General features: G+C 65.1%; 9 protein-coding genes. All 9 read left to right on the top strand.

Annotated elements, in window-relative coordinates:
- The first annotated feature begins 49 nt into the window (after positions 1-49).
- Positions 50-1,273 carry an MFS transporter gene (locus tag EPO55_RS04925; protein ID WP_296335350.1) on the top strand — a complete coding sequence of 408 codons (1,224 nt, stop codon included), beginning with the start codon at positions 50-52 and terminating at the stop codon, positions 1,271-1,273.
- Positions 1,274-1,373: 100 nt separating this feature from the next.
- Positions 1,374-2,348: a tripartite tricarboxylate transporter substrate binding protein gene (locus tag EPO55_RS04920; protein ID WP_296335349.1), complete on the top strand. Its 975-nt coding sequence runs from the start codon at positions 1,374-1,376 to the stop codon at positions 2,346-2,348.
- A gap of 84 nt (positions 2,349-2,432) precedes the next feature.
- Positions 2,433-3,575, top strand: coding sequence for an acyl-CoA dehydrogenase family protein (locus EPO55_RS04915; protein ID WP_296335347.1), 1,143 nt, complete (start codon positions 2,433-2,435; stop codon positions 3,573-3,575).
- A gap of 17 nt (positions 3,576-3,592) precedes the next feature.
- On the top strand, positions 3,593-4,687 hold the full coding sequence (locus EPO55_RS04910; protein WP_296335346.1) for a mandelate racemase/muconate lactonizing enzyme family protein: 1,095 nt from the start codon (positions 3,593-3,595) through the stop codon (positions 4,685-4,687).
- A 296-nt stretch (positions 4,688-4,983) separates the two neighbouring features.
- Positions 4,984-5,430 (top strand): hypothetical protein, encoded by a 447-nt coding sequence (locus tag EPO55_RS04905; RefSeq protein WP_296335345.1) that lies wholly within the window; start codon positions 4,984-4,986, stop codon positions 5,428-5,430.
- A gap of 23 nt (positions 5,431-5,453) precedes the next feature.
- Positions 5,454-5,819, top strand: coding sequence for a hypothetical protein (locus EPO55_RS04900; protein WP_296335344.1), 366 nt, complete (start codon positions 5,454-5,456; stop codon positions 5,817-5,819).
- Positions 5,820-6,430: 611 nt separating this feature from the next.
- On the top strand, positions 6,431-8,227 hold the full coding sequence (locus EPO55_RS04895; RefSeq protein ID WP_296335343.1) for a glucan ABC transporter ATP-binding protein/ permease: 1,797 nt from the start codon (positions 6,431-6,433) through the stop codon (positions 8,225-8,227).
- Positions 8,228-8,303: 76 nt separating this feature from the next.
- Positions 8,304-9,836 carry a hypothetical protein gene (locus EPO55_RS04890; RefSeq protein ID WP_296335341.1) on the top strand — a complete coding sequence of 511 codons (1,533 nt, stop codon included), beginning with the start codon at positions 8,304-8,306 and terminating at the stop codon, positions 9,834-9,836.
- A 25-nt stretch (positions 9,837-9,861) separates the two neighbouring features.
- The coding region (locus tag EPO55_RS04885; RefSeq protein ID WP_296335340.1) for a glycosyltransferase at positions 9,862-13,284 on the top strand (3,423 nt) is incomplete at its 3' end.

Here is a 13,284-nt window from a genome sequence, read left to right as displayed (position 1 = left end):
CCCCGGCGCCAATCCGGGCAGGCTGGCGCAAAGAGGAAACGCGCCAACAATGAACGCTGCGATGCGGGCGAACACCCTGCACATCCTGATCGCCGCCTCGGTGATGATGAGCCTCGCCATGGGCATGCGTCAGTGCCTGGGGCTGTTCCTGCCGCCGATGACTGAGGCGCTTTCCATGTCGGCGTCGGATTTCACCTTCGCGATCGCCGTCCAGAACATCGTCTGGGGCCTGGCGCAGGCGCCGCTGGGGGCGATGGCCGATCGCTGGGGCTTGCGCCCGGTGATGGTGCTGGGCGCGATCGCCTATGTCGCCGCCATGGCCGTCATGACGGCCGCCACCGGCACGTCGACTTTCCTGCTGGCGCAGGCCCTGATCGGCATCGGCATCGCCTGCACCGGATCGTCGCTGGCGATGACGGCGGCGGCGCGGGCCGCCTCGCCCGAGCGGCGGAGCGTGATCCTGGGCATCGTCGGCGCCTTCTCCTCGGTCGGCACGCTGGTGATCGCGCCCGGCCTGCAGGCGCTGCTGGGCGTCTGGGACTGGCGCTGGGGCGCGGCGCTGTTCGTGATCCTGGCGCTGGCGATCGTGCCGGCGGCGATGATCACCGGCCGGGTCGACCGCCTGCCGCAGCCGTCGCTCCAGCGCGCCTCGGCGGCCGCCGCGATCGGCGAGGCGCTCGGCAACCGCCGCTTCGTCGTGCTCTGCGCCACGCATTTCGTCTGCGGGCTGCAGCTCATCTTCATCAACACGCACCTGCCGAATTATCTCGCGCTGTGCGGCCAGGACCCGATGCTCGGCGCCACGGCGCTCAGCATCATCGGCGGCATCAACATCGCCGGCTGCCTGCTGGCCGGCTGGCTCGGCCAGCGCTATCTCAAGAACGTCCTGCTGGGCCTCACCTATCTCGCCCGCTCCGGCGTGCTGATGGTCTATTTCCTGTTTCCGCCGACGCCCGTGACGACGATCCTCTTCGCCGCGGCCATGGGCATGATGTGGCTGGGCGTCATTCCGCTGGTGTCGGGCTATGTCGCCGACCTGTTCGGCACGCGCAACATGGCGACGCTGCTCGGCGTGTCGTTCGTCATCCACCAGATGGGCTCGGTCGTCGGCGCCTGGGGCGGCGGCCTGATGTTCGACATGTTCGGCAACTACGACCTCGCCTGGCGGTTCGGCGTGGCGCTGGGCATCGTGGCCGGCCTCGTCCAGATCGTTTTCGGCGGTCCCTCGCGGCCGGGCTTCGCCCGGCCCTATGAGCGTCAGGCCGCGGCTTGATTACAAGCCGCCAAGCGCAGCAATGTCCGGGAGCGTCGAAGGCTGTGGGTTGAGCGTTCGTTTCAAAACAAGAAAAGCGTCAGTACGGGAAGGAAACAAAATGAAGTTCGTCCACTGGCTCGCCGCACTCGCGGCCGCGGCGGGTCTCGCCTGTGCCGGCGCCGCCTCGGCGCAGCCCCATCCCAGCAAGCCGATCAGGCTGATCGTTCCCTTCGGTCCCGGTTCCGGCAGCGACATCCTCGCCCGCATCATCGCCGAGCCCCTGACCCAGGCGCTGGGCCAGCCGATCGTCATCGAGAACAAGCCCGGCAACAACACGACGCTCGGCACCGAGCTCGTCGTGCAGTCGCCCCCGGACGGCTACACGCTCGGCCTCCTGACGAATTCCGGCCTCGCCGCCAGCCCGGGCGGCCTCACCACCGGCGTGCGCTACGATCCCACCAAGGACCTCGCCTACATCTCGATGGTCGCGTCGGTGAATTACGTCCTGCTCGTCAACGTCGACGTCGCGGCGAAAACGGCGGGCGAGCTGGTGGCGCTGGTCAAGGCCAATCCCGGCAAGTTCAACTACGCCAGCGGCAACACCGGCGGCATCGCCTACGGCGGCCATTTCAAGAACGAGCACAAGCTCGACGTGACCCACGTTCCCTACAAGTCGGTGCCCCCCGGCCTTGCCGACCTGCTGAGCGGGCACGTGCAGATCATGGTGGCGGATGTGCCGGCCTCGCTCGCCATGATCCGCGCCGGCAAGGTGCGCCCGGTGGGCGTGCCGGCGGCAAAGCGCTACGTGCTGCTGCCCGAGGTGCCGACCTTCGCCGAAAGCGGCCTCGCGACGCCGCCCGTGATGGACGGCTGGTGGGCCCTGGTCGCCCCCGCCGGAACGCCCGACGCGATCCTCGACCGTCTCAACAGGGAAGTGGTGAAGGTTCTCGAGTCGGAGGCGGTGAAGACCAAGCTCCTGCAAAGCGGAATCGTGCCCACGCCCTCGACCCGCCAGCAGGCCGTCGACTATCAGAAGGACCAGCTGAAAGTCTGGACGACGATGGTGAAGGACCTCAACCTCAAGCTGGAGTGAGGGCCGAGCGGAGCTCGGCCCCCTGAGCGACAGGACATTGCGCAGCAATGTCCGAGAGCGTCGAAGAATAGGGTATCGCACCCCATGGATTTCTCCTTTTCCGAACAGCACATCGCGGTGCGCGAGACGGTGCGGCGGCTCTGCCAGTCGGAGCATCAACGGCTCGTCGTGGCGGCGGAGGAGAACGAGACCCTGCCGCGCGAGGTTTTTACGCGCTGGGGTGAATTGGGCCTGCTGGGCGTCCGCTATCCCGAAAGCGACGGCGGCAGCGGGCTCGACAAGGTGAGCGACTGCATCGTCCGCGAGGAGCTGAGCTACATGAGCCAGGGCTTCGCCTCGAGCTGGTCGGCCCACAGCCACCTCGGCATCTGGCCCATCTGGAAGGCCGGCACCGAGGGCCAGCGCCAGCGCTTCTTCCGGCCCGCCGTCGCCGGAAAAAAGATCGCGGGCTTTGCGCTCAGCGAGCCCGATGGCGGCTCCAACATCCGCGGCCTCAAGACCCGCGCCGACCGCGTCGCCGGCGGTTTCAGGCTGAGCGGCGCCAAGCTCTACATCACCAACGCGCCGATTGCCGACTTTCTGCTCGTGGCCGCCCGGACCTCGCCCGAGCTCCGGGGCGACGCCATCAGCCTCTTCATCGTCGAGCTGCCGGCGAAGGGCATGGAGATCTCCAGGCTCAAAAAGGAAGGCATCCGCGCCTCCGAGACCGGCCTGATCCATATCGAGGATGTGTTCGTGCCCGACGACTGTGTCCTCGGCGGGCGCCTGGGCACCTATCCGGTGATCCTCGACTCTCTCAGCGAGAACCGGGTGGGCGTGGCCGCCAATGCGCTGGGGATGGCGCGAGCGGCCTTCGATGCCGCCACGGCCTTTGCCCAGGATCGCCTGGTCGCCGGCAAGCGCATCGGCGACTACCAGGCCATCGGCCACAAGCTCGCGGAGATGTCGGCCCAGATCGAGGCGGCGCGGTGGCTCGTCTATTACGGTGCCTGGCGGGTCGACCAGAACACGCTCGACCCGGCGACGGCGGCGCGCGTCAAGCTCGTCGCCAGCGAGACCGCGGTGGCCGTGAGCGAACAGGCGATCCGCATCCACGGCGGCGCCGGGATCATGCGCGAGTATCCGGTGGGCCGCATCCACCGCGACGCGCTGGTCTACGTGATCGGCGAGGGCACCAGCGAGGTGCAGAAGAACATCATCGCGCGCGACCTGGGCTTCAAGGCGTGACCGGACCGGAGCCGCGCATGATCATCGACCGTATCGAGCCTATCGCGCTCCGGATTCCGCCGCCGAAGCGCAGCGTGGGCGTGCCGGCGCCGCTGGTGAACGCCGACATGTGCCTCACCCTCTGCCGCGTGACCACGCGCGACGGGCTGGTGGGCTGGGGCGAGTGCCTGTCGCTCCGCCCGCCGATGCAGAACGCGCTGTTCGCCACCATCCGCGACGCCATCGCGCCGCACTATCTCGGCCAGCCGGTCGACCGCAAGGAGGCGCTTAACCTTTCGGCGCGCAAGCGCTTCGCGAGCTTCGGCCGCGCCGGCACGGTGCTGAACGCGCTCGCCGCCGTCGACATCGCGCTGTGGGACATCGCCGGCAAGGCGTCGGGCCAGTCGATCTCGGCGATGCTGGGCGGTGCCCGGCGCAGTCGCGTGCCGGTGATGGCGAGCCTCGACAAGTACGATCACGCCGGCCGCGCCCGGCAGCGGGTCGAGCAGGCGCTGGCGTCGGGCGTCGCCGCCGTGAAGGTGCACGAGGCGAGCCTCGAAGTGATCGAGGAGGCGCGCCGCGCGATTCCGCCGGCAACGCCCTATGTCGCCGACAGCAACAACGCCCACACCCTGGCCGAGATCAGCCGCGACGCGAAGCGCTGGGCGGCCCTCGGCCTGCTGTGGTTCGAGGATCCCTTCTGGCCGCCCGAGGATCTGCTCGACTGTCCCGCCCTGCCGGGGATCGTGATCGGCATGGGCGCCGATTTCGGCTCGGCCGAGCAGATGGCCGTCTACAGCAAGACCCCGGCGATCGGCGTGCTGCAGCCCGACGTCTGCATGCTGGGCGGCCTCTCCGAGGCAAAGCGCACGCTCGCCATGCTTGAGGCCGCGAAGAAGACGGCGGCGCCGCACACGCCCTTCGTTGGACCGGCGGCGCTCGCCTCGCTGCACATGCTTTCCGTCACGGAGGAGGAGGGCTATTTCGCCACGGTTGAGGCCGACGATTCGATGGACCTCTACGGCATCGGCCTCACGCGCTGGCAGAAGTCGCTCGACGTGCCGACCGGTCCGGGCCTGGGCTTCGACCCCGATCCCGGGTTCCTGCGCCGTCATCTTTATGCAGCAGGGTGAGTGTATCTCGCTACTCGCTACCCGCGAGGACTGCTTGAAGCTGCCTGATGAGCACGGAGCGCTTCTTGGTAGTCAGCCTATCGAGATTGAGCTGACGCCATTTCGCGGCCGGGAGATCGGAGATGCCAGATAGGCCAAGACGCAATGTACCTGAAGCGGATGCTCCTGCAGATGGAGAAGGAGGCGAATCGCCCCAGCCTGCCGCGGCACTGATGCTTCAGTCCGCATATCGCTGTCCGTCCATTTGCTCTAGGAAGGATCGATGATGTCGACCTTCACGCGCCGGCGCGATTGCTTTGGCCCAGGCTCTCGCCCTCGCGGCTGCGACGGGGCAGGCGGCGTTTGGCCAGCCCGCGCACGTCGCGCCGCCGATGGGTGTGCCGTTCGGCCGCTCGATCGGTCCACCGGCCGACAAGGTCGAGGACTTCGTCGGCACGTGGAAGATTTCGTGGACCGGCAGTGTCGGCACCAACTGTCCCTGTCAGGGCACGCTCACCATCGACGCAGCGGGCAACGGCGAACTCATGGGTTACTGGGAAACCCGGTCCGGTACCTACGTGCTGCGCGGCAAGGTCGGCTACGATCAGAACAGCTGGACCGGCCGTTTCGAGAAGCCCAACGATCAGGCCGACTTCCCCATCAAAGGGCAGTTTCTGCTGATGACGCGCGAGAGCGGAAAGATCACGGGGTCATATCAGCCGCTGGGAACCGCCATCGGCTTCCCCGTGAACGGGGTCAGGTAGCTTGTGCTTCAGGGGGAGGTTCCATGCCGATCCATTGGACCGTCAATCATGAGGAACGGCTCGTCGAGATTGTCCTGGATGGCGACGTCAGCATAGAAGACGCCACGCAGTTCTTCGACGCCCTCGAAGCAGCCGATGCCATTCCGTACCGGAAATTCGTGGATGCAACGAATACGCCGGCGAAGATCGACGAAAAGCTCCTGGCGGTCGTGGCAGGGCGCATGGCCCGCAATCAGAGCCGCAGCCCGATTGCAGTTCTCGTGCCGGCGACGGGCCCGCTGGACGGACTCGCCCGGCTGTTCTTGCTCATCGCCGAAGCAGACGGCGATCGTTCGCGTGTTTTCCGGGATGCCGTGGCGGCCCGGCAATGGCTGGCCACACGGCAGTAAAGACGGCGCGCGGAGCATGCCTTCCAGGAGAAAGAGTGCTGGCACTGCCAGCAGCCCGGCGAATTCCGCGAGGCTGATTTGCAATCTGCGATTCACAGGTTCAGCCGGAATTGCCCTATGTTTTCGCTATCGTCGCACGAGGTCTGTGTGCGGCGGCTCAACTCCACAAGGCGTCCGTGCCACCGGAACTCCCTCCGGCGTGCCCCCAATGCTCTTCAGAGAGCGCTGCGCCTGGCATGGTCCTGACCATGCCGTCGACAAACGATTGAGACCCAAAGAGTAAACTGCGCCGACGGCGAACGTCGGCCCCGGGCGACCGGTTTGCAGCGGGATTCTGGACAGGTTTCCGGACAGAACGCGTTACATTCAGGCGTCCACAAATAATGCGAGAAGGCCGTGCAAACACGGCATCGAACGGTATCCAACGCCGTGAAAAACCATGTGAGACGCGGGCCAGGACTCGGGCAGGGAGTTTGCCCGCATCTCCAACCGCCTGTCGTGCAGATTACAAATACGCAATCTGCACGCCGGCGATAGGATTATACTGGCCAAGCGGGCGGCACCCGATTTAGGAAGCGTTGGAGCAACGCGCTCGGGGGCGGCTTCATCTCATGGGGTTCATCAGCGTTTACGGCCGGGTGATAGGCGAACTGCGTGCCGAGCGCGGCCTGGCGATCACGCTTGCGCTCGCCAACGTGGCGGTGGCCGCCTTGCAGTTCTACGAGCCCGTCCTGTTTGGCAAGGTGGTGGACCTGCTGGCGACGGCAAAGGACAGGTCGGCCGACGTCCTGTGGCGCGAGATCCGCGAGCTGCTCATGGTGTGGGTGGTCGTCGGCGTCGGCGGCCTCGCGGCAAACATCGTGGTCTCCCTGCAGGCCGACCGGATGGCACACCGCCGGCGGCTCGGAGCCATGGCGAAATTTCTGGAACACGTGCTGGCGCTGCCGTTCGCGTTCCACAGCGCCCGGCACTCCGGGCAACTGCTGAAGGTCATGCTGACGGGCGTCGATCACCTGTTCGGCATCTGGCTGTCGTTCTTCCGCGAGAACCTCGCGACCTTCGTCGCGCTGTTCGTCCTGCTGCCGCTCAGCCTGCTCATGAACTGGCGCTTCGGCCTGCTGCTGGTGGCGCTGATGGTCTTCTTCGTTGCGGCCACCATCTGGGTCATCAGCCGCACCGACCAGCTCCAGCACGAAGTCGAGGGCTTCCACACCCAGCTGGCCAGCCGGGCCGGCGATGCCCTGGGCAACGTCAATCTGATCCAGAGCTTCGTTCGCCTGGGTGCCGAGGCGGGCGAAATGCACCGCATCATGCGCCAGACGCTGGCGGCGCAGTTTCCGGTGCTGAACTGGTGGGCGCTCCTGTCGGTAACGACCCGGGCGGCCTCGACGATCTCGGTCATCCTGATCTTCGTTCTCGGCACCTGGCTCTACACGCGCGGCGAGGCGACCATCGGCGAGATCGTGAGTTTCATGGGCTTTGCCGCCATGCTGATCGGCCGCATGAACCAGGCGTCGGGTTTCATCTGCGGCGTGTTCTTCCAGATGCCGGCCCTCGCCGATTTCTTTCAGGTTCTCAATACGCAGTCGAAGGTCGTCGACAGACCGGATGGCCTCGACCTCGGCCGCGCCAGGGGCGATGTCGCGTTCGACGACGTGGGTTTTTCCTACGACGGCAAGCTCGCGGCGCTGACGCATTTCTCGTTGAGGGCCGAGGCCGGCATGACCGTGGCCCTGGTGGGTCCGACCGGCGCCGGCAAGAGCACGACGCTGTCGCTCCTGCACCGGATGTGGGACCCCCAGAGCGGCGCCATTCGCGTCGACGGCATCGACCATCGGGACATCAGGCTGGAATCGCTCCGCCGCAACATCGGCGTGGTCTTCCAGGACAGCACCATGTTCTACCGCACGATCGCCGAAAATCTCCGTATCGGCAAACCCGATGCCACGCAGGCCGAGCTCGAGGAAGCGGCAAGACTCGCCGAGGCGCACGACTTCATCATGCGCAAGCCGCATGGTTACGACACGATGGTGGGCGAACGCGGCATCACTTTGTCGGGCGGTGAACGCCAGCGCCTGGCGATTGCGCGCGCCCTGCTCAAGGACCCACCGATCCTGATCCTCGACGAAGCCACCAGCGCCCTCGACTCGCTGACCGAGGCGCGCATCCAGAGGGCGCTCAAGGTGCTGATGCGGGGCCGCACCACCTTTGTGATCGCCCATCGGCTGTCGACCGTTCGCGAAGCCGACCTGGTCGTGGTGATCGAGCATGGCCGGATCGTCGAGCAGGGCAGCTACGAGGAGCTGATGGCCCGGCGGGGCGCCTTCAGCCGTCTCGTGGCAACCCAGCGGGCGGGTTTGGAAACGGCCGACATGCCGCGCGCACGCCGCGTGCATCTGGGTGGCTGAGATGTTCGCTCCAGACGGCACATGGAGGCAGGCGGCGTTGTCCGCTTCGCCGGAATTGGTAAATTGCCCGAGTCATATGAACACCGAGCATCCTTGCAGTCGAAGTGAGTTTGCGGCGTCGGGCGCTCTCTACGAGTTCGTGCTTCGCTCCAGCCGTCATGGCGCGAGCGGTCCTGTCGACGGCAGGCTTCCGGTCAGCTTTCTTGTCGAGCCGTCCTACTGGCAGCGGTCGGACGGACAGGACCGCCGGATTGCCGGAACCGCCATCGAATTCTGGCAGCGTCTCTATCTCCAGTATGCGCTCAATCTCTATTGTGCCGCGTGCCGCCAGATCGCACTGGCAGTCGACGGCTCCGAAGAGGCTCTGCGCGCGGCCGATCGACATACAAGGATGCTGCTTGATGACTGTGTCGGCGAGGCCCGATCGCTGCGCGGATGGTCGGACAGGACCGGTGGCTGGCGCTATGGGGACGCCCGATCGTCCCTCGAGTCGTGTGACGGAAGCGCCTTCTTCTTCGGCGCAATCTGCGACCGGTTTCACCTGATCGATCCGCATACGGGCGCCTCCTGTTTCCCTCCGGAGCTTGGCGGCGCACGATTGTCGTGGAATTTCTTCGATCCATTTCTCGGAGAGAACAGCTGGGCGGCCCTGATCGGTCCGTTGCAGGTCGCCCATCTGAAGGCGAGGGGCACCGCATTGCAGCCGCAGTGCGATGAGATTCGGCTTGCCCGCTCGCTCGTCCCGGCATGTCTGGCCATGCAGAGCCCGGTCGGCGGGGTCTATGCACGGCCGGCCGCGTCGGGTCACAGCCAGGAGCGGCTGATCTCCAACGAGACCAACCTGACGCTGTATGCTGGTCTGACGATGCTGAGGCAGGTGATGCCCGACGTTCCGGAATTTCGCGGGCAGCTTGCCGAAGTCGATGCGCTTCGGCAGGGACTACGCGGATATTTTCGGCACTACCTGGGGGGCAGCGTGGCCGGCGAGCTTCGCTTTCACGCGTGCGGTGCGTTCCTCGACGGCGTCTTCCGGCCGGGAAAGATGGCCAACGGTCAACCCGCTCCCTTCGCCGCGGACGTGCATACTTGGGGCATGAGCATACTGGGCGTCGACGAGATCGACGGACTCCACGGCCGGGGGAGCTGCTTTCGGCTCTGGGAGTCGGTCAAGCGCCACACGGGCTTCTATCCGGAGGGCGGCCCAGCCGCACCCCTGGCCGGAATCGGATTCTCCGCGGGAGCCGGCGGCGAGCCGGTCCACGACATCTGCTCTCCGGAATGGACATTCGGCGCGATCAACATGTGCCGGATTCTGGCCGCGGAGTACGATGCGCCAGGCCCCAACCACGACGCCGGGCTGGCAGCGCGCTTGCGCGAGGATGAGCGGAGCATGCTGGAAGGCGTCGCGACATTCGAGGTGAGCCCTGATCCCGACTCCCGGTCCCGCGCTTTCCTGTATGTGAACCGCATTGCCGATACTGGCTTCGGCTGGCAGGCGCTGCCGGTTCCAAGCCTGTGTGCAACGGCCTGGGCGATGATGATCCAAAGAGGATTCAACCCATTTCACCTTGGCGGCGGCAGCGTCAGCACCGGCCACGGTATTCCCTGAACCCAATACGGATGTTGTTCGAACGATGATCAATCTTCTCCGAGACAATCTGGATTTTGCGCAACAGTGCGAGCTGATCGACGCTGGCGGCGGCTGGGTCGCGCGGGTGGAGCTGCTGCCTGACGGAACGGTCAAAGCCGAGCCCGATCATTTCGGGATCACGGGCCGTTGGACGCGCCATGACCAGACATTGAGCATCGTCAACGCGCAGGGGGAGCTGGTCGCCCGCTTCGACTCCGAGGGACTCGACCGTCGCGGCCGCAAGCTGATCTGGGGTGTCGTGAAGGCGGGTGTTCACTGGTTCGAACATTGCCTCCGCCATCAGCTGGCGAGACGTCCCCGCATCTCCTTCTGCATCTCGTGCCGGGGCCGGCTCCATCACCTGCGCCAGACGCTGCTCCAGAATATCGCTGACAACAAGGACTATCCGAACCTCGAGTTCGTCCTACTCGATTACAACTCGTCGGACGGGCTCGGTGACTGGGTCAGGCGCGAACTGCGCGAAGAGATCGAGAGTGGCCGGGTGAGCTACTACCATACGTCCCAGCCCGCCTATTTTCGTCCGGCGCATGCCCGCAACCTGTCGGTCCGTCTGGCCAGCGGAGATATCATCTGCCTGGTCGACGCCGACAATTTTACCGGCCGCGGATTTGCGTCATACATCGCCGACCATGTCGAGCCCGACAGTTTCCTGGTCGGCTGTCGCATGGAAGGCGACCGCTTCGTCCCCTTCGATGACGAAGGATGTGTTGGGCGCGTGGCGATCTACAAGAGTGCCTATCTCGACGTCGGCGGCATGGACGAAGAGCACGTCGGGTGGGGTTATGACGATCTCGACCTGTACGAACGGCTGCGCACCATGGGGTATCGCTGCCAGTCGATCGAACCTCGCCATGCACGGTGCATTGCGCACGACGATCTCGATCGCAAGAAAGAGCTGCAGTATCAGGACATCGGCCGCGATTCGTCAATTGAACGCGGCAGCGTCTGGGAGAACGCCCGGCGCAGCCAGACCAACCTTGAAAGCGGACGCATTATTCTGAACGGCGGCCGGATCGGCTGCGGCGGGGCGGACAGGAATTTCGGCGAGGCCTCCGTCGTTGTCCGCGAGCGCAGATTGCCACTCATCTCCATCTGCATTTCCGCCATCGGTCAGGCGGCGGAGATCCGGCGCAGCTTGCCTGAGAATCTCTACGCCACCCGGTTCTATCCGAACCTCGAGTTCGTCCTCCTCGACGCGCCGGACGGACAGCTCGATCAGTGGCTCCGCAAGGAGCTGCCGAAGGAACTCGACTCTGGGCGCGTGGTCTATTGCCGGCTGGCTCCACCGCTTCCGGCGTGCGGCACCGACAACCTGGTCCAGCAATGGAACATGGCGGCACGGCTGGCGAACGGTGAAATCCTCTGCATCGCGTCCGCGCTCCATCGGGTCCCGGCGGGATTCTCGAGCCGGCTGGTCGAGCGGTTTCATGCCGGCTGGATTCACGAGAGATTTGAAGGAACCGGGCTTATCCTGTCCCGGCATCTCTTCTATTTGGCGGAAGGTTTCGACCAGAATCTTCCCGCCGATGTGGCTGCGGAAGATCTGTTGGCCCGCATCGCGCGGCGTCTCGACGGCAGCGATCGACCGGCCTGGAGTCGCAGCGGACTGGAGTCGCGCGATTTCGGGGGTGGCGTGGTGCAGCGCAATGGCAAGCTGGCCATCGTCTCGCCTCATCGCTTTCCGCGCATCACCTTCGCGACTTCATCCGCGGGCGAGCTCGATCATCTCAAGGAGACCTTGCCGCGCAATCTTGGCGACAACCGGGACTATCCGAACCTCGAGTTCCTGCTCCTCGACTACGGCGATCGCGAGGGGCTGGACCAATGGGTGCGGAGCGAGTTGAAGGAACATCTCGACACAGGACGACTCGTTTACTATCGCGTCCCGGAGGGGGCACGGCTTCAGCACGCCCAGGCAAAGAACATGGCCATGCGTCTGGCGACGGGCGAGTTGCTTTGCAATGTCGACGCGAACAACCTCACCGGCCATCAGTTCGCTTTTCACGTGGCAGAGCGTCTGCAGGAGTATGACTTCCTGACCGGATGTCTCACCCTGAACGATCTGCTGGATCCCTATTGCGATCGAGGCGCGGCCGGGCGGATCGCGATGAGAAGGCCGCTGTTCTATCACTCCGGTGGCTTCGACGAAGCGATGGGCGGCCCGGGCGCCGGCGATCTGGATCTTTGCGAGCGGCTGAAGATGCTGGGATATCGAGGCGCGTCGATCGACGGGCGTTTTCTCGACTGTCTTCTCCCCGCCGCCGTGCGGACCGATGAAGGCACCAACGAGGACCGCAGGAACATCGAGGCCGGCAATCTGGTCCTCAACGCGGGTCGGTTCGGATGCGGCACCGTTCGCCGGAACTTCGAGACATCCACGATCGCCGTGAGGCCGTTCCGGCACCGGAAGATCTCGTTCTGCGTGTCATGCATGGATCGGCTTCATCACCTGGCCGAGACCTTGCCCCGGAATCTGTCCGATAATCTCAGCTATCCGGATATGGAGATCGTGCTTCTCGACTACAATTCATCCGATGGGCTGGAGGCCTGGGCGAAAGAGCATTTGCAGGAGTGGATCGAGGCGGGCCGGCTGGTTTATTTCAAAACCACGGACCGGGCGCACTTCGAGCGCAGCCACGCGCGAAATCTGGCTTTTCGCCTGGCTACGGGAGATATCGTGTGTACGCTTGACGCCGACAACTTCACGGGTCCTGGCTTTGCGCACTACGTGAACGAGCGCTTCGACCGGCACGAGCAGATTTATCTTCGGCCGGACTTTGACGGCGCGCACGTGCGGCTGCGCGATGCCTTCGGCAGGATTTGTGTCCGGAAAGAGGACTTTCATCGCATCGAAGGTTACGACGAACAACTCGTCGAATACGGCTACGAGGACATCGACCTCTGCGTCCGGCTTGAGAAGGCGGGACTTGCGCCCAGTTTCATCGAGGATGACCGGTTCCTCCGCTATATCGATCACAGCAACAGCGAACGCTTGGCCAATGGCCCCATTCTGAGCCAGGTGTCTGTCTTCCTGCGAGGCCGCGAGACGGGCAAGGAATGGGACTCGCTGGTCTACCTGATCGAAGACGGCGACTTCATCTGGCTGGGCCCACGATTGGACGGCCTCTCGCCCCAAGGCCGCTGGAAGCAGGTCGACGGGCGGTTTCTGCTCACCTGCGGACAAGGCTCGTCGGTCTCGTTTCGGCTCGGCGAGAATGGCGAGGCGTTTCTGCCCGAGCACTCCACCTCGGATCTGCGCTTTCGCCGCTCGGACGACCTCGAGTATTTTTCGGGCGCCCTGATCGAGTACGTGCGGGAAAGGAACGAACGCAAGTACCGCAGCAATCTGACGATTGCGGATTATCGGGTCAATGCAGGCTCCTTTGGCCAGGCGAGCGTCAGCCGG

The organism is Reyranella sp. (assembly GCF_004296935.1).
In the GTDB taxonomy this organism is placed as follows: Bacteria; Pseudomonadota; Alphaproteobacteria; order Reyranellales; family Reyranellaceae; genus Reyranella.
This window is presented reverse-complemented; position numbering and strand designations above follow the sequence as displayed.